The organism is Pantoea sp. WMus005, from assembly GCF_013415305.1.
Taxonomy (GTDB): domain Bacteria; phylum Pseudomonadota; class Gammaproteobacteria; order Enterobacterales; family Enterobacteriaceae; genus Pantoea; species Pantoea rara.
This window is the reverse complement of sequence record NZ_JACBXU010000001.1, coordinates 1,693,589-1,714,725: the sequence shown is the minus strand read 5'-3', so window position 1 is coordinate 1,714,725 and position 21,137 is coordinate 1,693,589. Positions and strand designations below refer to the sequence as shown.

Genomic DNA, 21,137 nt, shown 5'->3' with positions numbered 1-21,137 from the left:
CCTCGTCATACGGCGAGGTCGCTGTATTTTTTGAGGATTTCGTTTCACATGCAGGACTCCCTGACTCTCCAACCGATTGCGCGCGTCGATGGCACCGTAAATCTGCCTGGCTCAAAGAGCGTTTCTAATCGCGCATTGCTGCTGGCTGCTCTGGCTAAAGGCACTACCCGTCTCACTAACCTACTCGACAGCGATGATGTGAAACACATGCTGAATGCGCTGACCGCGCTGGGCGTAAGTTATACGCTTTCCAGCAATCGTACCGTGTGTGAAGTGACGGGAAATGCCGGGCCATTGCACACATCTCAACCGCTGTCACTGTTTTTGGGCAATGCCGGAACCGCAATGCGTCCGCTGGCCGCAGCACTTTGTCTGGGCGAGCACGATATCGAACTGACTGGCGAACCCCGCATGAAAGAGCGTCCAATCGGTCATCTGGTTGACGCGCTTCGTCAGGGTGGAGCAACCATTGAGTACCTGGAAAACGAAAATTACCCACCGCTGCGTTTACGCGGGGGTTTTACTGGCGGTGAAGTCAGTGTGGATGGCAGTGTCTCCAGCCAGTTCCTGACGGCACTGCTGATGACCGCGCCGCTGGCACAGCACAATACCTGCATCACTATCAAAGGTGATTTGGTTTCCAAACCTTATATTGATATCACCCTGAATCTGATGCGGTGCTTTGGCGTCGAAGTTGAAAATCAGAACTATCAGCGCTTCCTGATCAAGGGACAACAACAGTATCAGTCACCAGGCGACTACCTGGTTGAAGGGGATGCTTCTTCCGCTTCTTATTTCCTGGCTGCTGCTGCCATTAAAGGTGGAACGGTTCGGGTCACCGGTATCGGACGTCAGAGCGTGCAGGGTGACATCCGTTTCGCTGACGTGCTGGAAAAGATGGGCGCGTCGATTGAGTGGGGCGATGATTATATTGCCTGCACGGCCGGAAAACTGCAGGCCATCGATATGGATATGAACCATATTCCGGATGCCGCAATGACCATCGCAACCACCGCCTTGTTTGCTGAAGGCACTACCCAGTTACGCAATATTTATAACTGGCGGGTAAAAGAGACCGATCGTCTGAGCGCAATGGCTACAGAACTGCGTAAAGTGGGTGCAGAAGTCGAAGAAGGTCATGACTACATTCGTATTACACCGCCAGCGACGCTGATTCATGCAGAAATTGGTACCTACAATGACCATCGCATGGCGATGTGTTTTTCGTTAGTTGCCCTTTCCGATACACCAGTGACCATTCTTGATCCCGGCTGTACGGCAAAAACCTTCCCGGACTATTTCGTTCAACTGGCTAAAATCAGCCAGAGTGCGTGATATCTCCCGTTCCGGTGCAATTCTGCACCGGATCTCCCCCTGATTTAATCTGGCTGTAATAGCCCAGAGATCCTCTGAATTAACTGATATTACGAAACCGGTTAGTGCGAAAGGGTAACCAAGCCGCGCTATGCAGCGTATAATGCTAGTCATTAATGGTGACCGAAAGGTCAGGAAGCACGCAGCAACAGGAGGGAATAATGACGGTAACTGCCCCGGTCATAACTATTGATGGGCCAAGTGGAGCGGGAAAAGGAACCCTGTGCAAAGCGATGGCAGAATCGCTGCAGTGGCATCTGCTGGACTCCGGTGCTATTTATCGCGTGCTGGCGTTAGCCGCGTTGCATCATCAGGTCGACATTGAATCTGAAGAGGCACTGGTGCCGATTGCTGCACACCTCGATGTGCGCTTTGTGTCACAAAACGGTGAAATGCAGGTCATACTTGAAGGTGAAGATGTCACTGGTGAAATCCGTACTCAGGAGGTCAGCAACACCGCATCACGTGTCGCCGCATTTCCCCGTGTACGCGAAGCGCTATTGCGCCGCCAGCGCGGTTTCCGCGAGATGCCAGGTCTGATTGCTGATGGACGTGATATGGGCACCGTAGTTTTTCCGGATGCACCTGTGAAAATTTTCCTTGATGCCAGCCCTGAAGAGCGTGCCCAGCGCCGTATGCTACAGTTGCAGGACAGTGGCTTTAATGTTAACTTTGACCGCCTTTTAGCCGAGATAAAAGAACGCGACGACCGCGATCGTAACCGCGCAATCGCACCTTTAGTAGCTGCTGGCGATGCATTGGTTCTGGACTCTACTGAGATGTCTATCGATCAAGTCATTGAAAAAGCGCTACACTATGCCCGCGAGAAGCTGGGCATCCCGGCTTAACTGAATTTATCACCCTGTACCATGGATCAGGTGCCGGGCATGTGAAACAACCCCATCCGACATGAAGTCAGATGGACGTTAAATTGAAGAATCCTGAAGATTATCAATATGACTGAATCTTTTGCTCAACTATTTGAAGAATCCTTAAAAACAATCGAAACCCGCCCGGGTTCTATCGTTCGTGGCATCGTCGTTTCTATCGACAAAGATGTCGTTCTGGTTGATGCGGGTCTGAAATCTGAATCTGCAATCCCTGCAGAGCAGTTCAAGAACGCAGCCGGCGAACTGGAAATCCAGGTAGGCGACGAAGTTGATGTTGCTCTGGATGCAGTGGAAGACGGCTTCGGTGAAACCCTGCTGTCACGTGAGAAAGCTAAGCGCCATGAAGCATGGATCACGCTGGAGAAAGCTTACGAAGACGCTGAAACTGTTACCGGTGTTATCAACGGCAAAGTTAAAGGCGGCTTCACAGTTGAGCTGAACGGTATCCGTGCGTTCCTGCCAGGTTCACTGGTAGATGTGCGTCCGGTGCGCGATACGCTGCACCTGGAAGGCAAAGAGCTTGAATTCAAAGTGATCAAGCTGGATCAGAAACGCAATAACGTCGTGGTTTCACGTCGTGCGGTTATCGAATCCGAAAACAGCGCAGAGCGTGATCAGCTGCTGGAAAACCTGCAGGAAGGCATGGAAGTTAAAGGTATCGTTAAGAACCTTACTGACTACGGTGCATTCGTTGATCTGGGCGGCGTTGATGGCCTGCTGCACATCACTGACATGGCGTGGAAGCGTGTTAAGCATCCAAGCGAAATCGTCAATGTGGGCGATGAAATCAACGTTAAAGTGCTGAAGTTCGACCGCGAGCGTACCCGTGTTTCTCTGGGTCTGAAGCAGCTGGGCGAAGATCCATGGGTTGCTATCGCTAAGCGCTATCCGGAAGGCACTCGCCTGACCGGTCGTGTTACCAACCTGACTGATTACGGCTGCTTCGTGGAAATCGAAGAAGGCGTTGAAGGTCTGGTACACGTGTCTGAAATGGACTGGACTAACAAAAACATCCACCCGTCTAAAGTTGTTAACGTAGGCGATGTGGTTGAAGTTATGGTTCTGGACATTGACGAAGAGCGTCGTCGTATCTCCCTGGGTCTGAAGCAGTGTAAATCTAACCCATGGCAGCTGTTCGCTGAGACGCACAACAAAGGCGATCGTGTTGAAGGTAAAATCAAGTCAATCACTGACTTCGGTATCTTCATCGGCCTGGACGGCGGCATCGACGGTCTGGTTCACCTGTCTGACATCTCTTGGAACGCGACTGGCGAAGAAGCCGTTCGTGAGTACAAAAAAGGCGACGAAATCGCTGCCGTTGTACTGCAGGTTGATGCAGAGCGCGAGCGTATCTCTCTGGGCGTTAAACAGCTGGCAGAAGATCCGTTCAACAACTACATCACTTTGAATAAGAAAGGTGCCATCGTCACCGGTAAAGTGACTGCAGTTGATGCTAAAGGTGCTACAGTTGAATTAGCAGATGGCGTTGAGGGTTACCTGCGCGCTTCTGAAGCTTCACTGGACCGCATTGAAGATGCAACTCTGGTTCTGAACGTTGGCGACGACGTTGAAGCTAAGTTCACCGGCGTTGATCGTAAAAACCGTGTCGTAAGCCTGTCTGTCCGTGCGAAAGACCAGGCTGATGAGAAAGAAGCTATCAATACTGTTAACACCAAACAGGAAGAAGGCAATTTCTCTAGCGCTATGGCTGAAGCGTTCAAAGCGGCTAAAGGCGAGTAATCGACCTGAAGCATCGGGTGGGCAACCACCCGGTTTCGGTAAAAGCTGTCATACATTCCTATAGGGATAAACCGGAGGTTACATGACCAAGTCAGAACTGATCGAAAGACTGGCGGGACAGCATACTCATATACCGGCGAAAGTCGTTGAGGATGCAGTAAAAGAGATGCTGGAGCACATGGCCACTACGCTGGCACAGGGCGAACGCATCGAAATCCGGGGATTCGGCAGCTTTTCTTTGCATTATCGCGCTCCGCGTACTGGACGTAACCCTAAAACGGGTGACAAAGTGGATCTGGAAGGTAAATACGTTCCCCACTTTAAGCCAGGCAAAGAGCTTCGTGATCGCGCAAATATCTACGGCTGAGCCGATACCGAACCAGATAAACGACATCTCCGGATGTCGTTTTTTTTTGCCTGCTATTCAGGTTGAGAGCGGATATCCAGATTGCAGTGATCAACACTGCAATGCCGCGCTCTCATTGTGAGACTGCTCCAGCTTCGCTCATCCTCCGCTGTTACTTTCTTCCCAATTACCCAGAATAATCGAACTATATCAATGGATACGATTATGCTGACATGGACTGTACTGGCGCGACTGGCGATCGTTGCAACATTACCGCTACTGCTAATGGCGCGGCTGCCATCAGGAGAGGCGATTCTGCTCCTGGTCTTCGTGGGTCTGGCTCTGCTGCATTGCGCTTATCCGCCTTTTCGTCTGACTGGTATCACTCTGCTGTTTCTGGCATGGGCTTGTAACGACGCGCGTCTGATGGTGCGGGATATCGAACAGCTCTCCGCACAGCCCGCCACCTTTACCCTTCAGATTGATGAACTGCGAAAAGAGCAGAAGCAAATCCGGGTTCGTCTGCTGGAAGAGCGGGGCCGGATGATATTTCCGCCTCGCTTTGCCTGGATCTGGTTCGACACCGACCCGGATATTTACTGCCCAGGACAGCGCTGGACCATGCAGCTTCGTCTGCGGCCCGTACATGCCCGCCTTAATGAGGGCGACTTCGATGCGCAGCGTTTTGCACTGGCTACCAACACGCCGCTTCAGGGCAGAATCCTTAAACAGAATGCCGTCAGCGATCGCTGTGATGGCCGCTGGCAATTTATTTTATGGCACCGCGACAGAACCCGTGAAATGCCTTCTCGTGCCACACTGGAGGCACTGGCTTTTGGCATCAGGGATGAGATGAGCCAGCAGACACGTCAGTTACTGCGGGATACCGGCACCGCACATCTTATGGCGATATCGGGGATGCATATCGCCCTGGCCGCCAGCACCGGCTGGATGATGGCGCGAGGAGTACAATTTATCCTGCCAGCCCGCTATATCGGCTATCTTTTTCCCCTCATCGTGAGCTGGCTGTTTGCTGCAGTTTATACCTGGCTCTCCGGGGCCCAGCCTCCCGCAGCCCGTTCACTGCTGGCCCTGACGCTATGGGCAATAACCCGGTTTGCGGGTGTTCAGTTAAATAGCTGGCAGGTCTGGACGTTCTGTATTGCGTTGCTGTTGGTGACGGATCCGCTGACTGTGCTCTCTGACAGTTTCTGGCTCTCGGTTCTGGCTGTCGGGATGCTACTGGTCTGGTACCACTGGTTTCCGCTGCCTGCACGGTTCCGTCAACAATGGCGCTGGATTCCGATACAACTACTGCATTTGCAGGCGGGCATGATGATTTTGATGGTGCCGATGCAGGTGGCGATATTCAATGGGATCAGCCTGACCGCGCTGGTGGCCAATATTGTCGCTATCCCGATCGTCTCGTTTATCACTATGCCGTTAGTGACACTCGCCATGCTGCTACCAGTGGCCCATATATCCGGCTTCTTCTGGGGCGCGGCCGATCTCACGTTACGTGCTCTGTTTCACTGTCTGAGGTTATTGCCGCCGGGCTGGTGGCCATTGAGTGGCACAACCTGGTTTACGGTAATTGTATGGGGCGGTCTGATTCTCTGGCGTGCGCAGCTCTTTTTCTCTCTGCCATTAAGCAGCTGCGCGCTAGCGCTGGCGATGATACTGAGCCGCCAGCCAGAACAGGACCAGGGCTGGCGCATTGATATGCTGGATATCGGGCATGGACTGAGCCTGGTGATCAGTCAGGACAATGAGGCAGTGATGTATGACACAGGACCGCGCTGGCAGAACGACAATGCGGGTAGTCGGGTGATCATTCCATGGCTGGAGCGCAGGCACCTGCGGCTAAAACAGGTCATCCTCAGTCATAAACATCTTGATCATACTGGCGGGCTGGAGGCGGTCATGCAACGCTGGCCAGCGGCTGAAATCAGAAGCGCACAGGCAGATGAGGCGCATTTACCCTGTGTCCGTGGCACGCAGTGGCGCTGGCGGCGGCTCCACTTTCGGGTTGTCTGGCCGCTGACGGCACCTTTACCGGGGGGTAATAATGACTCCTGTGTGGTGATTGTTGATGATGGACAGGTCCGGCTGATGTTAACCGGTGATATTGAGGCAAAAGCGGAGCGCCAACTGGTAGCACTCGAGAAGCAGGGCCTGAAGGTCGATATTCTGCAGGTACCGCACCACGGCAGCCGGACTTCGTCGACCTCCCTGCTGCTGCGAAAAACAGAAGGGCACACTGCCATTGCCTCTCTGGCACGCTACAATGCCTGGCGAATGCCCGCGAAAAATGTGCTGGAAAACTATCGAACAGCCGGATTTCAGTGGCTGGATACGGGCCAGTCAGGACAAATCAGTATCAGAATAGAGCAGGGTAAAGTACAGATTTCTACCCTGCGGGAACAATTAATGCCCCGTTGGTACCATCAGTGGTTTGGCGTCAAAGGCGAATCCAGGTAGAATGGCCGGCTATTTCCAACAGCGTGAATAAATAATGCATCAAGATAAAGATCTCTCTACGTGGCAGACGTTTCGCCGACTCTGGCCGATGATCGCGCCTAATAAAGCGGGATTAATTGCGGCCTCAGTTGCCCTGATTATTAATGCTGCGGGCGACGCCTTAATGCTCTCACTGTTGAAACCGTTACTGGATGATGGTTTTGGTAAAGCTGACAGATCGGTGATGCTGTGGCTGCCGTTAGTGGTTATTGGCCTGATGCTGGTACGCGGCGTCACCAGTTATATCTCCAGCTACTGCATCTCGTGGGTCTCTGGCAACGTCGTGATGAATATCCGCCGTCGTCTGTTCAGCCATATGATGGGTATGCCGGTTTCGTTTTTCGATCAGCAGTCAACCGGCACCCTGTTGTCACGTATTACTTACGATTCTGAGCAGGTCGCCTCCTCTTCTTCGGGCGCGCTGGTCACCGTAGTACGTGAAGGGGCTTCCATTATTGGCCTGTTTATCATGATGTTCTACTACAGCTGGCAGCTGTCGCTGATCCTGATTGTACTGGCTCCTATCGTCTCATTTGCGATTCGTACCGTCTCTAAGCGTTTCCGCACCATCAGTAAAAGTATGCAGAACACTATGGGGCAGGTGACAACCAGCGCCGAGCAGATGCTGAAAGGGCACAAAGAAGTGCTGATTTTTGGTGGACAGGACATTGAATCAGAGCGCTTTTCCCGCGTCAGTAATCGGATGCGTCAGCAGGGAATGAAACTGGTTTCTGCGTCCTCCATTTCCGATCCCATTATTCAGCTTATCGCGTCGCTGGCCCTGGCTTTTGTGCTCTATGCCGCCAGCTTCCCCAGCGTCATGGATACCCTGACAGCCGGTACCATCACCGTCGTCTTCTCCTCAATGATTGCCCTGATGCGCCCGCTTAAGTCTCTGACTAACGTCAATGCCCAGTTCCAGCGTGGCATGGCAGCCTGTCAGACACTGTTCTCTATTCTGGATAGTGAGCAGGAAGTGGATAACGGTACTCGCGAAATCACCCGTGCTAAAGGGGACATTCAATTCCGTGATGTGACCTTTACCTACCCAGGTCGTGAAATTCCCGCACTGCGTAATATCAATCTGTCACTGCCCGCAGGAAAAACGGTGGCGCTGGTGGGCCGTTCCGGTTCAGGTAAGTCTACGATGGCAAGCCTGCTGACCCGCTTTTATGACATCCAGCAGGGCGAAATCCTGCTGGACGGTCATGATCTGCGTGAATACAGCCTGCGCTCGCTGCGTAATCAGGTGGCGCTGGTCTCACAGAATGTGCATCTTTTCAACGACACCATTGCCAATAACATCGCTTATGCTCGCAGTGAGCAATATAGCCGTGCAGAGATCGAGCAGGCGGCCACCATGGCGCATGCCATGGACTTTATCAATAAAATGGATAAAGGCCTGGATACGGTAATTGGCGAGAATGGCGTGCTGCTATCTGGCGGCCAGCGTCAGCGTATCGCCATTGCCCGTGCATTATTGCGCGATTGCCCGATTCTGATCCTCGATGAAGCGACCTCTGCGCTGGATACCGAGTCAGAACGCGCCATTCAGTCAGCACTGGATGAGTTGCAGAAGAACCGTACCTCTCTGGTGATTGCGCACCGCCTCTCTACCATCGAGAAAGCGGATGAGATCGTCGTGATTGAAGATGGTCAGATTGTTGAACGCGGTACGCACCAGGTGTTGTTAGCAGAACGCGGCGCCTATGCACAGCTGCACAAGATGCAATTCGGCCAATGATTGAACGTATCTGGAGTGGTCGCTCACTGTTATGGCTACTGCTGTGGCCTTTCAGCCTGCTATATGGTGCGATCACGGCCCTGATACGTTTCAGTTACAGGCGCGGCTGGCGTAAAAGCTGGCGTGCGCCTCTGCCGGTCGTGGTGGTCGGTAACCTGACTGCCGGTGGCAATGGAAAGACGCCGGTTGTCATCTGGCTGGTTGAGGCGTTGCAGCAGCGCGGCCTGCGCGCTGGCGTTGTCTCCAGAGGGTATGGCGGCAAGGCCGACCATTATCCCTTACTGGTTACGGCGCAGACCAGCACGGAACAGGCTGGTGATGAGCCGGTTCTGATCGCCCAGCGGACCGGCGCTCCGGTTGCGGTCGCGCCTGAACGGCGACGGGCGATTGAGGCGTTACTGCAACATGGTACGCTGGATGTGATCATCACTGATGATGGCCTGCAACATTACGCCCTGCAGCGCGATCGCGAGATCGTGGTGGTTGATGGCGTGCGTCGTTTTGGTAATGGCTGGTGGTTGCCTGCGGGTCCGATGCGCGAACGGGCCAGTCGACTGACGCAGGTCGATGCCGTCATCATCAACGGCGGCGAAGCGCAACCCGACGAGATTGCCATGCAGCTTAAGCCTGGGCTGGCCACTCATCTCCTGACCGGGGAAACCTGTTCAGCTGATAAGCTGGGTGCGGTAGTAGCCATGGCCGGTATTGGTCATCCTCCTCGTTTTTTTACCACGCTGAAACAGCAGGGCATTACGCCGGTCGCAGAGATCGCTTTTGCCGATCATCACGCCTACAGCAAGGATGAGCTGGCCCGATTAGTTCAGCCGGGGCAGCAATTGCTGATGACCGAAAAAGACGCGGTGAAATGCCGTCACTTTGCTCAGCCTGACTGGTGGTATCTGCCGGTCGATGCCCATTTAACCGGTAAAGCCGTAACGCCTTTACTGGCCGATATAGAACAACTCTGCCGCCGCACTCTCTGATACCCGCAGCCATTCAGGTAAAACCTGATAAGGAAGAGGATGAACAGCCTGCATTCACTTTCGTTACAGCAAGCCCGTCACCTTCATCTCGCCGCGCAGGGCCTGCTGCGTGCTCCAGCAAAGCGCGCGGTTTATCAGGATCTGATTAGCAGCATCTCCCGCATGTCGCTGCTGCAAATTGATACCATTCATGTTGTAGCTCGCAGTCCCTATCTGGTGCTGTTCAGTCGCCTGGGAAACTATCCTCAGGCATGGCTGGAACAGGCGCTGGCCCAGGGTGAACTCTTTGAGTACTGGGCGCACGAAGCCTGCTTTATTCCCCGCGCCGATTACAGACTTCTTCGTCATCGCATGCTGTCGCCGGAACGTCTGGGCTGGAAATACAACGCGCAATGGGTTGCTGATCACCAGCAGGCGATTGCCGAATTACTGCAGCAGATTCGGGAAAAGGGCCCGGTGCGCGCCGCCGATTTTACGCATGCCGATAACCCCAAATCAGGCTGGTGGGCATGGAAACCGCACAAACGTCATCTGGAAAATCTGTTCAGTGCCGGTGAGCTGATGGTAACAGAACGCCGCAATTTTCAGCGCGTCTATGACCTGCGCAGTCGAGTCATGCCTGACTGGCAGGATGAGGTACATGGCATCAGCGAAGCGGAGGCAATCCGTCAGATGCTGATGAACAGCGCCCGCAGCTTAGGGATTTTCCGCGCGGCCTGGCTGCCGGATTACTATCGCCTGAAGCGGGCACCTGTCAACGATTTTATCGCTGATGCCCAGGCTGCGGGTGATCTTGTCGCCGTCGATACAGAGGAGCTGGGTGAGATGTGGCTGCATCGTGACTACCTGCCATTACTGGAGACCCCGCTGCAGGCGACGCACAGTGCACTCCTGTCCCCGTTTGATCCGGTAGTCTGGGATCGCAAACGTGCACTTGAGCTGTTCAACTTTGACTATCGTATCGAGTGCTACACCCCCGAGGAGAAGCGCAAATTTGGCTATTTTGTTTTGCCCATCCTCCATCGCGGTCAGATAAAAGGGCGGCTTGATGCCCGCATGCTGCGTCAGGCAAAACAGCTGGAAATTAAAAAACTCTGGCTGGAAGAGCAGACTCGCGTCACGGCGCGCTTTGTCGTGGATGTCCGGCGTGCGATTGAACGCTTTGCAGCCTGGCAGGGAGCAGAAAGCGTCGCCATCCTGCAGGCACCTGATGCACTCAAAGATCACTGGCCAGCCCTGTGGACGCTGGATTAATCAATTTTGCGGTAGCTGCTGCGGGATGGCGTTTTACTCCATCCCGCATGCGCCGCGCTATGGTATGCTTGAATCCTTAAGCATTCGGTCCCTGATGGAGGACATATGGATCATCGTTTACTCGAAATCGTTGCCTGCCCGGTGTGCAATGGCAAACTTTACTTCAACAATGCGCAGCAGGAGCTGATCTGCAAACCTGATGGCCTGGCCTTCCCTGTTCGTGACGGCATTCCGGTGCTGCTGGAAACGGAAGCCCGCACGCTGTCAGTTGAAGAGATTCATCCATGAGTTTCACTGCCATCATTCCTGCGCGCTATGCGTCAACCCGCTTACCCGGCAAGCCGCTGCTCGATATTCACGGTAAACCGATGGTCGTGCATGTGATGGAGCGCGCCCGTGAGTCGGGTGCCAGTCGGGTTATTGTTGCCACCGATCATCCCGACGTGGCGCAGGCGGTGGAAGCGGCAGGCGGCGAAGTCTGCATGACTCGCGCCGATCACCAGTCCGGCACCGAACGGCTGGCGGAAGTGATCGAAAAATATCAGTTTGCTGATGACGAAATTATCGTCAACGTGCAGGGCGATGAGCCGATGATTCCGGCAGAGATTGTGCGTCAGGTGGCGACCAATCTGGCGGGTTCTGCGGCCGGCATGGCGACGCTGGCGGTGCCAATTACCGATGCGGAAGAAGCATTCAATCCGAATGCGGTCAAAGTCGTCATGGATGTGAATGGCTACGCGCTCTATTTCTCACGGGCCACCATTCCGTGGGATCGTGAACGCTATGCCGCCTCGCGCGAGCAGATCGGTGACACGCTGCTGCGCCACATTGGCATCTACGCCTATCGTGCCGGTTTCATTCGCCGCTATGTTGCCTGGGCGCCTTGCCCTCTGGAACAGATTGAGCTGCTGGAGCAACTGCGCGTTTTATGGTACGGCGAAAAAATTCATGTCGCCGTGGCGAAAACCATCCCCAGTGTGGGTGTGGACACGCCAGACGACTTGCAACGTGTTCGTCTTGCCATGCAGGCCTGACAAATGGGGAGCCTGTCTCCCCGTTTCAGCACAACGTTATTGATCCGCCGCTAAACTTATCTCCAACACTTCCTTCAGGATATTGTGATACTCATCTGAGGAGGATGCCGCATGGAACAGCTTAAATCAGAACTCGCGCTGGCGCTGGGTGAAACCATCAGCCGCCTCGAAATGATCAGTGAACATCCACCCACCCGTCTTTATGCGTTATACGATCGGGAGGGTCTTCCTATGCCGGTGGTGGCTAAATATTTTCGTCATCAGGGCCGGGCGGCAATGGAAGCCAGAAAGCTGGCATTGCTGGGGCAGGCCGGACTGGTCGCCGTGCCAGCGGTCTATGGTCTGGTGTTGAGCCAGCAGCCGCCCGCGCATGAAATGCTCTTACTGGCGCGACTGAATGGCGTGACGGCGGAAGCCCCTGCGCGGGATGCTCAGCGCTGGCAACAGTTTTGCGAACAGGTGGTCGAGGGACTGCTGTCCTGGCATCGGCTCGACAGTCACGGTCTGGTCGGAACGGTAGACAGCACGCAGCAAAACCGCTGGCCCGCCTGGTATACCCAACGGGTTGAGGTGCTGTGGGCGACCCTGAGCTATCTGCGTCCGCCCGCCTTTACGCTGGAAGATCGCCAGATTCTGTTCCGCTGCCGCGCGCGACTGGCGCATCTGTTTCGCGGCTTCGATGATCCCTGTGTGATGGTTCACGGTAACGTGCGGCTGCAGAGCATGCTGAAAAACAGCCGCAGTGATCAGTTAATCGCGATGACGCAGCCGGGTACGATTCTCTGGGCACCCCGTGAATATGACCTGATCCATCTGGATGCGTCGCCCGCCGAAACGGCGCTGCTGCACCATTACCTGCAACGGGCGCCGGTTTCAGAGGGTTTTATCTGGCGTCGGTGGGTTTATCAACTGTGGGACTGCATCGAAAATCTGATTCAGACCGGCACGTTTAATCGTGCGCGTTTTGACCACGCACGCGCGCAACTACTTCCCTGGCTCGGCTGAGTCTTCCTCGCCTTTCAGCCGCTGCAATACCGTGCCCAGCGTCTCATATACTGCCCGTTCACTGTGACTCAGCCAGATCGATGAAGGTATCGCCCGTTCCCAGCCATTCAATGGTGAGGTAATCGCCAGCTGATTGGCTGGCGCGGCAATCGGCTCCAACCCGACCGCGTGGAAAAAGCGAATTGCCCGTGGCATATGATTCGCTGAGGTGACCAGCAGCAACGGATGCTTGCCCACCACGGTTTTTACCGCCTGCGCTTCATCCGCCGTGTCACGTGGCTGGTCGAGAATCTGAATATATTCACGCGGCACGCCGAGACTCTCTGCTACCTGTGCCGCCACCCAGGCACTACTCTTCGGATTTGTACCGCCTGCTGCGCCGGTAAAAATCAACGTCGACTGCGGATTTCGCTGCCACTGACGAACACCTTCTGCCACGCGTGGCAAACTATTATTCAGCAGGTTCGAGCTGGGTGCCCATGCCGGATTAAAGGTGTAGCCTCCGCCCAGCACAACAATGTAGTCCACTTTTTCTGAGCCGTTCCAGGTTGGATAGCGGCTTTCCAGCGGCAAAAGCAGACGATCGGCCAGGGGTTGCAGGCTCAGCAGTAGCAATAACAGCCAGCTGACGGAGATCACGGTTTTGCCGCTTTTCTGCCAGCCAGTAAACCAAACCAGTAAAATGCCAAGCGCCATCAGCAAAAGCAGAAACGGCAGGGGTAAAAGCAGTCCGCCAATGACTTTTTTCAGGGTAAATAACATCAAAAAAGAGTCCTGTTGTCCGAAAATAGAGCACCCGGAAGGGAAGATGGGGATGAAAGGTTCATTCTTCTGGTGCCTGTGACAAAATAGCATAAGTCTCACCGCAGCATACCGGAGCGCATGCCATGCAGGATCGTAACTTTGACGATCTCGCGGATAAATTTTCGCAAAATATTTACGGCACCACCAAAGGGAAGATACGCCAGGCCATCCTCTGGGATGAGCTGGAGAAGATACTGCCCGGACTACCGTCACATCCGTTGTCAGTGCTGGACGCTGGCGGCGGTGTCGGCCAGATCTCCAGCGGGCTTGCTGCGCAGGGCCATCAGGTTCTGCTGTGCGATCTCTCTGGTGAGATGCTGCGTCGTGCCGGGGAGAATGCGGCGGCGCAGGGTGTGAGCCACAACATGCAATTCAGACAAATCAGCGCTCAGCAGGTGGGCGAACATTTGGATAAGCCGGTGGATCTGGTATTGTTCCACGCGGTGCTTGAGTGGGTCGCTGAACCGGAGAAGGTGCTCAAAGCGCTGTTCGATCTGCTGCGTCCAGGGGGCGTCATGTCGCTGATGTTTTACAATCTGCACGGCCTGACATTGCGCACCTTGACGCTGGGTAACTTCGGCTATCTGCGTACCAACCTGACCAAACGCAAAAAGCGAACGTTGTCGCCTGACTATCCACGCGATCCCGAGCAGGTTTATCGCTGGCTGGAAGAGTGTGGCTTTGTAATTGAGCAGCGTGCCGGGATCCGGGTATTCAGTGACTACATGAAGCCCAGGGACGAGCCAAAGAGCGACGACGAAATTATTGAGATGGAGCGGCGTTACTGCCGTCAGGAACCCTTTTTGAGCTTAGGGCGTTACATCCACGTGACCGCGCGTAAACCCGGGCAGAAGGACGAATTATGAGTGAATTTTCCCAGACGGTACCTGAACTGGTATCCTGGGCGCGCAAAAATGACTTTTCCCTTGCGCTGCCGGTGGAACGTCTGGCTTTTTTGCTGGCAATCGCCACCCTTAACGGTGAGCGGATGGATGGCGAAATGAGCGAAGGCGATCTGATTGATGCTTTCCGTCACGTCAGTAAAGCTTTCGAACAAACCCATGAAACCGTGCTGGTTCGTGCCAACAACGCCATCAACGATATGGTGCGACAGCGGCTGCTTAATCGCTTTACCAGCGAACTCACCGAAGGCAACGCCATCTATCGCCTGACACCGCTGGCGATCGGCATCACCGACTATTACATCCGTCAGCGTGAGTTTTCGACGCTGCGTCTGTCGATGCAGCTGTCGATTGTGGCCAATGAGCTGAAGCGGGCAGCCGATGCCGCGCAGGAAAACGGCGATGAGTTCCACTGGCACCGCAATGTTTTTGCGCCGCTGAAATACTCAGTAGCGGAGATCTTCGACAGCATCGATATGACCCAACGCCTGATGGATGAACAGCAGCAGGCGGTTAAAAACGACATCGCCGAACTGCTGAACAAAGACTGGCGCGCGGCTATCTCCAGCTGTGAAATGCTGCTTTCCGAAACGTCAGGAACGCTGCGTGAACTGCAGGATACGCTTGAAGCTGCAGGCGACAAGCTTCAGGAAAACCTGCTTCGGATTCAGGACGCCACGCTGGACAGCCCGGATCTGGGCTTCGTCGATAAGCTGGTGTTTGATCTGCAAAGCAAACTCGACCGTATTACCAGCTGGGGCCAGCAGGCGATTGACCTGTGGATCGGCTATGACCGCCATGTTCATAAATTTATTCGTACCGCCATCGATATGGATAAGAACCGTGTCTTTGCGCAGCGCCTGCGGGTATCGGTACAGAATTACTTCGACGCGCCCTGGGCGCTGACCTACGCCAACGCCGACCGCCTGTATGACATGCGCGATGAAGCGCTGACGCTGCGAAATGACGAAGTGATGGGTGAACTGCCGCCGGAGATGGAATACGAAGAGATCAACGAAATCCGCGAACAGCTGGCAGCGATGATTGAAGAAGCGCTGCAGGTCTACAAATCGCAACAAAAACCGCTCAACCTCGCGTCAGTGATGCGCGACTACCTGGCCCAGTATCCACGCGCCCGCCATTTCGACCTTGCGCGCATTGTGGTGGATCAGGCGGTGCGTCTTGGCGTGGCGGAAGCTGATTTAGCCGGTTTGCCTGTGGAATGGCAAGCCATCAATGATTACGGAGCCAAGGTGCAGGCACATGTCATCGACAAATATTGAACAAGTGATGCCGGTTAAGCTGGCACAGGCACTGGCCAACCCGATTTTTCCCGCGCTGGACAGCCAGTTACGCGCAGGACGCCATATCGGTATCGAAGAGCTGGATAATCACGCTTTTCTGATGGATTACCAGTCGTTTCTCGAAGAGTTCTACAGCCGCTATAACGTTGAGTTAATTCGTGCGCCGGAAGGCTTTTTCTATCTGCGTCCGCGTTCAACCACGCTGATCCCGCGTTCCGTGCTCTCTGAGCTGGACATGATGGTCGGGAAGATCCTCTGCTATCTCTATCTCAGCCCGGAACGTCTGGCTAATGAAGGGATCTTCACCCAACAGGAGCTGTATGACGAGCTGCTGTCGCTGGCCGACGAGAACCGTCTGCTTAAGCTGGTCAACCAGCGTTCAACTGGCTCAGATCTGGATCGCACCAAACTGCAGGAGAAAGTGCGCGCCTCGCTAAGCCGCCTGCGCCGTCTTGGCATGGTGTGGTTTTACGGCAATGACAGCAGCAAATTCCGCATTACGGAGTCAGTTTTCCGCTTTGGTGCTGACGTGCGCAGCGGTGATGATGCCCGTGAAGCGCAGCTTCGCCTGATTCGTGATGGCGAAGCCATGCTACTGGAAAACGCGACAGCACCGGTCGACACCGATGACGGTGAAGGACAGGAAGGCGACGCGAGTGAGAACGCAGAGGAAGAACAGGCATGATTGAGCGCGGAAAGTTTCGTTCGCTTACGCTGATCAACTGGAACGGCTTTTTTGCCCGTACCTTTGATCTTGATGAATTAGTGACCACGCTGTCAGGCGGTAACGGTGCGGGTAAGTCCACCACCATGGCGGCATTTGTCACCGCGCTGATCCCCGATTTAACGCTGCTGCACTTCCGTAATACCACCGAAGCGGGCGCGACGTCGGGATCACGTGACAAAGGTCTGCACGGTAAACTGCGTGCGGGCGTCTGCTACTCCATGCTGGATGTGGTGAACTCACGCCATCAGCGTGTGGTGGTCGGTGTGCGTCTGCAACAGGTCGCCGGACGCGATAAAAAGGTCGATATCAAGCCTTTCAGTATCCATGGCCTGCCAACTGACACCAACCCGACTGATATGCTGACGGAAGTGCTTAACAGCCGTCAGGCACGCGTTCTGCCGCTTAACGAGGTGAAAGAGCGGGTTGAGGCCCAGGAAGGCGTGCAGTTCCGCGCCTATAACTCGGTTATCGATTATCACGCCATGATGTTTGATCTCGGTGTGGTGCCGCGTCGTCTGCGCTCTGCCAGCGATCGCAGCAAGTTTTATCGCCTGATTGAAGCCTCGCTCTATGGGGGGATCTCCAGTGCTATCACCCGATCGCTGCGTGATTACCTGCTGCCTGAAAACAGTGGCGTGCGCAAAGCGTTCCAGGATATGGAAGCCGCGCTGCGCGAGAACCGCATGACACTTGAGGCGATCCGCGTAACTCAGTCTGACCGCGATCTCTTTAAACATCTGATCTCAGAGGCGACCAGCTACGTATCGGCTGACTATATGCGTCACGCCAACGAGCGTCGGGGACATCTCGACAGTGCCTTACAGCTGCGCAGCGAGCTGTTCAGCAGCCGTAAGCAGCTCGCCACCGAGCAGTATCGTCATGTGGAGATGGCACGCGAACTGGCTGAGCACAGTGGCGCAGAGAACGATCTCGAAGTGGATTATCAGGCTGCCAGCGACCACCTGAACCTGGTGCAGACGGCGATGCGTCAGCAGGAGAAGATTGAGCGCTACGACGCAGATATAGAAGATCTGACGCTGCGTCTGGAAGAGCAGACCGAAGTGGTCGCCGAAGCACGTGAAATTCAGGAAGAGAATGAAGCGCGTGCCGAAGCGGCTGAGCTGGAAGTCGATGAGCTGAAAAGTCAGCTGGCCGATTTCCAGCAGGCGCTGGACGTGCAGCAAACCCGCGCCATCCAGTATCAGCAGGCCTTGCAGGCGCTGGAACGTGCCCGCACGCTTTGCCAGCTGCCGGATCTGAGTATCGACAATGCCGCTGACTGGCAGGAAAGCTTCCAGGCAAAAGAGGAAGAGGCGACAGAACGCCTGCTGCGTCTGGAACAGAAGCTGAGCGTGGCGGAAGCGGCACACAGTCAGTTCGAACAGGCGCTGGCGCTGGTGACCAGCATTGCCGGTGACGTGACCCGTCAGGATGCCTGGCAAACCGGCCGCGAGTTGCTGCGTGATGCCAGCAATCAGCGGCATCATGCCGAACAGCTCTCCTCGCTGCGTCTGCGTCTCAACGAGCTGGAGCAGCGCCTGCGCGAGCAGCATGAGGCGGAGCGTCTGCTGGCCGATTTCTGCAAGCGTCAGGGGCAGCATTACGAAGCGGATGCGCTGGCGGGCTTGCAGCAGGAGCTTGAAGCACAGATTGAACAGCTGAACAGCAGTGTTTCGGACGCCGGTGAGCAGCGCATGATGATGCGTCAGGAGCTGGAACAGCTGCGTGAACGTATCACCAGCCTGACCGCCCGCGCGCCACACTGGCTGGCGGCGCAGGAGATTCTGACGCAGCTCAGCGAACAGACTGGCCAGGCGCTGAACAGCAGCCAGGACGTTACTGAATATATGCAGCAACTGCTGGAGCGTGAGCGTGAAACCACCGTCGAACGCGACGAAGTGGCCGCACAAAAACGTGATATTGAGCGGCAGATTGAACGTCTCAGCCAGCCAGGCGGTGCGGAAGATGCGCGCCTGATCCAGCTGGCGGAACGTTTTGGCGGCGTATTACTCTCTGAAATTTATGATGATGTGACGCTGGATGATGCGCCGTATTTCTCTGCGCTTTACGGCCCATCGCGCCATGCCATTGTGGTGCCGGATCTTTCGCGCGTTCGTGAATTGCTGGATGGCCTGGAAGATTGTCCGGAAGATCTCTACCTGATCGAGGGTGATCCGCAGTCGTTCGATGACAGCGTCTTTGCCGTGGATGAGCTGCAGAATGCGGTGGTAGTGAAGGTGGCTGAGCGTCAGTGGCGCTACTCCCGCTTCCCGAAAATCCCGCTGTTTGGTCGTGCGGCACGTGAGAATCAGCTGGAGCAACTGCACCTTGAGCGTGACAGACTGGCCGAACGTTATGCCACACTGTCGTTCGACGTGCAGAAAACTCAGCGTCTGCATCAGTCATTCAGCCGTTTTATCGGCACTCATCTTGCCGTGGCCTTTGACGCCGACCCGGAAGCGCAGATCCGTCAACTGGGCGCGCGCCGGGGTGAACTGGAGCGGGCACTAAATCAGCACGAAAGCAATAACCAGCAGCAACGTCAGCAGTATGAGCTGGCGAAAGAGGGCGTATCACAGCTAAACCGGCTGCTGCCACGCGTCAACCTGCTGCTGGACGATACGCTGGGCGATCGCTGCGAAGAGATCCGCGAGCAGGTTGATGCAGCACAGGAGGCGGCGCGCTTCCTGCATCAGCATGGCGCTAAGCTGGCGAAACTGGAACCGATCATCGCAGTATTGCAGAGCGATCCGGAACAGCACGAGCAGTTACAGGCGGATTATCAGCAGGCGCAGCAGCAGCAGCGCAACGCGCGTCAACAGGCCTTTGCGCTGACAGAAGTGGTACAGCGTCGCGCCCACTTCAGCTATGAAGACTCGGCCAGCATGCTCAACGGCAATAACGATCTGAGCGATAAGCTGCGTCAGCGTCTGGAGCAGGCTGAAGGTGAACGTAGCCGCAGTCGGGATCGCCTGCGTGAACATCAGGCGCAGCTGACGCAATACTCGCAGGTGCTGGCCTCGCTGAAAAGCGCCTGGGACGCTAAGCGTGACATGCTGAAAGAGCTGCAGCAGGAGATGCAGGACATTGGCGTCCAGGCTGACAGCAACGCAGAAGCCCGCGCGCGCGTTCGCCGTGACGAGCTTTACACCGCATTGAGCCACAACCGCGCCCGCCGCAATCAGCTGGAAAAACAGCTCACCTTCTGCGAAGCGGAGATGGATAACCTGCAGAAGCGCCTGCGTCAGCTGGAGCGTAACTATCATCAGGTGCGTGAGCAGGTGGTCAGCGCCAAAGCGGGCTGGTGTACCGTCCTGCGCCTGGTGAAAGAGAATGGCGTCGAGCGTCGTCTGCATCGTCGTGAACTGGCCTATCTGAGCGGCGACGAACTGCGTTCTATGTCGGATAAAGCGCTGGGTGCGCTGCGTCTGGCGGTGGCGGACAATGAACATCTGCGCGACGTGCTGCGGTTGTCGGAAGATCCAAAACGTCCGGAACGTAAAATTCAGTTCTTTATTGCGGTCTATCAGCATCTTCGCGAGCGTATTCGTCAGGATATTATTCGTACTGACGATCCGGTCGAAGCGATTGAGCAGATGGAAATCGAACTGAATCGTCTGACAGAAGAGCTGACGGCGCGTGAGCAGATGCTGGCGATCAGTTCACGCAGTGCAGCGAACATTATCCGTAAAACTATTCAGCGTGAACAGAACCGCATCCGCCAGCTCAACCAGGGTCTGCAGACCGTTAGCTTTGGTCAGGTGCGCAGCGTGCGGCTCAACGTCAACGTGCGTGAAACCCATGCTATGCTGCTGGATACGCTGTCGGAAGAGCATGAGCAGCATCAGGATCTGTTTAACAGCAATCGCCTGACCTTCTCGGAGGCGCTGGCGAAACTTTATCAGCGTCTTAATCCGCACATCGATATGGGTCAGCGTACGCCGCAGACTATCGGTGAGGAGCTGCTGGACTACCGCAACTATCTGGAGATGGAAGTGGAAGTTAACCGGGGTTCCGATGGCTGGCTGCGTGCAGAGAGTGGCGCACTGTCAACCGGTGAAGCGATCGGTACCGGTATGTCCATTCTGGTGATGGTGGTGCAGAGCTGGGAAGAGGAATCCCGTCGTCTGCGTGGCAAAGATATTTCGCCATGCCGACTGCTGTTCCTTGATGAAGCGGCCCGTCTGGATGCCCGCTCCATCGCCACCCTGTTTGAACTGTGCGAGCGACTGGAGATGCAGCTGGTGATTGCCGCACCGGAGAACATCAGTCCGGAAAAAGGCACGACCTACAAACTGGTGCGTAAGGTGTTCAATAACACTGAGCATGTGCATGTGGTTGGCCTGCGTGGTTTTGCTGCCGATCCTTCGCCGGTGAGAGCAGGAAGCGAAGCGGATGCGCTACCCGATTTAACCGCTGAAAAATCGCAGGCGGAAACGTAGTCAAAAACTGAACCATTCGTTAATCTGATAACGGCATTTGTCGCATGAGGCAAATGCCGTTTTTGTTT

The 21,137-nt window shown here is 55.2% G+C and carries 16 protein-coding genes; 15 read left to right on the top strand and 1 reads right to left on the bottom strand.

Annotated elements, in window-relative coordinates; all coding sequences use genetic code 11:
* The first annotated feature begins 48 nt into the window (after positions 1-48).
* The 11 genes from aroA (at position 49) to HZZ01_RS07755 (ending at position 12,890) form a co-directional block, all read left to right on the top strand.
* Complete coding sequence (gene aroA, locus HZZ01_RS07805) at positions 49-1,335, top strand: 3-phosphoshikimate 1-carboxyvinyltransferase (protein ID WP_179896220.1); 1,287 nt, start codon at positions 49-51, stop codon at positions 1,333-1,335.
* 200 nt (positions 1,336-1,535) lie between these two features.
* Positions 1,536-2,222, top strand: a complete 687-nt coding sequence (gene cmk, locus HZZ01_RS07800) for a (d)CMP kinase (RefSeq protein WP_179896219.1) — start codon at positions 1,536-1,538, stop codon at positions 2,220-2,222.
* A 108-nt stretch (positions 2,223-2,330) separates the two neighbouring features.
* Positions 2,331-4,004 (top strand): 30S ribosomal protein S1, encoded by a 1,674-nt coding sequence (gene rpsA / locus HZZ01_RS07795; RefSeq protein WP_179896218.1) that lies wholly within the window; start codon positions 2,331-2,333, stop codon positions 4,002-4,004.
* A gap of 82 nt (positions 4,005-4,086) precedes the next feature.
* Positions 4,087-4,371 (top strand): integration host factor subunit beta, encoded by a 285-nt coding sequence (gene ihfB, locus HZZ01_RS07790; protein WP_003849360.1) that lies wholly within the window; start codon positions 4,087-4,089, stop codon positions 4,369-4,371.
* A gap of 204 nt (positions 4,372-4,575) precedes the next feature.
* Positions 4,576-6,831, top strand: a complete 2,256-nt coding sequence (locus HZZ01_RS07785; RefSeq protein WP_179896217.1) for a DNA internalization-related competence protein ComEC/Rec2 — start codon at positions 4,576-4,578, stop codon at positions 6,829-6,831.
* A 34-nt stretch (positions 6,832-6,865) separates the two neighbouring features.
* Entirely contained in the window at positions 6,866-8,614 is a 1,749-nt protein-coding gene (msbA, locus tag HZZ01_RS07780) for a lipid A ABC transporter ATP-binding protein/permease MsbA (RefSeq protein WP_179896216.1), read from the top strand.
* Positions 8,611-9,597, top strand: a complete 987-nt coding sequence (lpxK, locus tag HZZ01_RS07775; RefSeq protein WP_179896214.1) for a tetraacyldisaccharide 4'-kinase — start codon at positions 8,611-8,613, stop codon at positions 9,595-9,597. The genes msbA and lpxK overlap by 4 nt, the downstream gene beginning before the upstream one ends.
* A 39-nt stretch (positions 9,598-9,636) precedes the next feature.
* Positions 9,637-10,851, top strand: a complete 1,215-nt coding sequence (locus tag HZZ01_RS07770; protein ID WP_179896212.1) for a winged helix-turn-helix domain-containing protein — start codon at positions 9,637-9,639, stop codon at positions 10,849-10,851.
* Between the two features lie 105 nt (positions 10,852-10,956).
* Positions 10,957-11,139 carry a Trm112 family protein gene (locus HZZ01_RS07765; RefSeq protein WP_003849374.1) on the top strand — a complete coding sequence of 61 codons (183 nt, stop codon included), beginning with the start codon at positions 10,957-10,959 and terminating at the stop codon, positions 11,137-11,139.
* On the top strand, positions 11,136-11,885 hold the full coding sequence (gene kdsB / locus HZZ01_RS07760) for a 3-deoxy-manno-octulosonate cytidylyltransferase (RefSeq protein WP_179896211.1): 750 nt from the start codon (positions 11,136-11,138) through the stop codon (positions 11,883-11,885). Before HZZ01_RS07765 ends, kdsB begins: the two co-directional genes overlap by 4 nt.
* 111 nt (positions 11,886-11,996) lie before the next feature.
* On the top strand, positions 11,997-12,890 hold the full coding sequence (locus tag HZZ01_RS07755) for a phosphotransferase (RefSeq protein ID WP_179896210.1): 894 nt from the start codon (positions 11,997-11,999) through the stop codon (positions 12,888-12,890).
* On the opposite strand, the gene elyC is transcribed toward HZZ01_RS07755, so the two are convergent.
* Positions 12,870-13,652 (bottom strand): envelope biogenesis factor ElyC, encoded by a 783-nt coding sequence (gene elyC / locus HZZ01_RS07750; RefSeq protein ID WP_179897129.1) that lies wholly within the window; start codon positions 13,650-13,652, stop codon positions 12,870-12,872. The two genes, HZZ01_RS07755 and elyC, sit on opposite strands and share 21 nt — an antisense overlap.
* 125 nt (positions 13,653-13,777) lie before the next feature.
* On the opposite strand from elyC, the gene cmoM reads away from it, so the two are divergent.
* The 4 genes from cmoM to mukB are packed head-to-tail and all read left to right on the top strand — an operon-like array spanning position 13,778 to position 21,069.
* Positions 13,778-14,560, top strand: a complete 783-nt coding sequence (gene cmoM, locus HZZ01_RS07745) for a tRNA uridine 5-oxyacetic acid(34) methyltransferase CmoM (RefSeq protein WP_179896209.1) — start codon at positions 13,778-13,780, stop codon at positions 14,558-14,560.
* A complete protein-coding gene (mukF, locus tag HZZ01_RS07740) occupies positions 14,557-15,879 on the top strand; it encodes a chromosome partition protein MukF (RefSeq protein ID WP_003849384.1) in 1,323 nt (440 codons plus the stop codon). The genes cmoM and mukF overlap by 4 nt, the downstream gene beginning before the upstream one ends.
* Positions 15,860-16,585 carry a chromosome partition protein MukE gene (gene mukE, locus HZZ01_RS07735; protein WP_179896208.1) on the top strand — a complete coding sequence of 242 codons (726 nt, stop codon included), beginning with the start codon at positions 15,860-15,862 and terminating at the stop codon, positions 16,583-16,585. Before mukF ends, mukE begins: the two co-directional genes overlap by 20 nt.
* The gene (mukB, locus tag HZZ01_RS07730; protein ID WP_179896207.1) at positions 16,582-21,069 is read left to right on the top strand and encodes a chromosome partition protein MukB; all 4,488 of its coding nucleotides are present in this window, start codon (positions 16,582-16,584) and stop codon (positions 21,067-21,069) included. Before mukE ends, mukB begins: the two co-directional genes overlap by 4 nt.
* Positions 21,070-21,137 lie beyond the last annotated feature (68 nt).

Coding starts and splice junctions, on each gene's coding strand:
- aroA (WP_179896220.1), top strand. CDS start 49: ATGCAGGACTCCCTGACTCTCCAACCGATTGCGCGCGTCGATGGCACC.
- cmk (WP_179896219.1), top strand. CDS start 1,536: ATGACGGTAACTGCCCCGGTCATAACTATTGATGGGCCAAGTGGAGCG.
- rpsA (WP_179896218.1), top strand. CDS start 2,331: ATGACTGAATCTTTTGCTCAACTATTTGAAGAATCCTTAAAAACAATC.
- ihfB (WP_003849360.1), top strand. CDS start 4,087: ATGACCAAGTCAGAACTGATCGAAAGACTGGCGGGACAGCATACTCAT.
- HZZ01_RS07785 (WP_179896217.1), top strand. CDS start 4,576: ATGCTGACATGGACTGTACTGGCGCGACTGGCGATCGTTGCAACATTA.
- msbA (WP_179896216.1), top strand. CDS start 6,866: ATGCATCAAGATAAAGATCTCTCTACGTGGCAGACGTTTCGCCGACTC.
- lpxK (WP_179896214.1), top strand. CDS start 8,611: ATGATTGAACGTATCTGGAGTGGTCGCTCACTGTTATGGCTACTGCTG.
- HZZ01_RS07770 (WP_179896212.1), top strand. CDS start 9,637: ATGAACAGCCTGCATTCACTTTCGTTACAGCAAGCCCGTCACCTTCAT.
- HZZ01_RS07765 (WP_003849374.1), top strand. CDS start 10,957: ATGGATCATCGTTTACTCGAAATCGTTGCCTGCCCGGTGTGCAATGGC.
- kdsB (WP_179896211.1), top strand. CDS start 11,136: ATGAGTTTCACTGCCATCATTCCTGCGCGCTATGCGTCAACCCGCTTA.
- HZZ01_RS07755 (WP_179896210.1), top strand. CDS start 11,997: ATGGAACAGCTTAAATCAGAACTCGCGCTGGCGCTGGGTGAAACCATC.
- elyC (WP_179897129.1), bottom strand. CDS start 13,652: ATGTTATTTACCCTGAAAAAAGTCATTGGCGGACTGCTTTTACCCCTG.
- cmoM (WP_179896209.1), top strand. CDS start 13,778: ATGCAGGATCGTAACTTTGACGATCTCGCGGATAAATTTTCGCAAAAT.
- mukF (WP_003849384.1), top strand. CDS start 14,557: ATGAGTGAATTTTCCCAGACGGTACCTGAACTGGTATCCTGGGCGCGC.
- mukE (WP_179896208.1), top strand. CDS start 15,860: ATGTCATCGACAAATATTGAACAAGTGATGCCGGTTAAGCTGGCACAG.
- mukB (WP_179896207.1), top strand. CDS start 16,582: ATGATTGAGCGCGGAAAGTTTCGTTCGCTTACGCTGATCAACTGGAAC.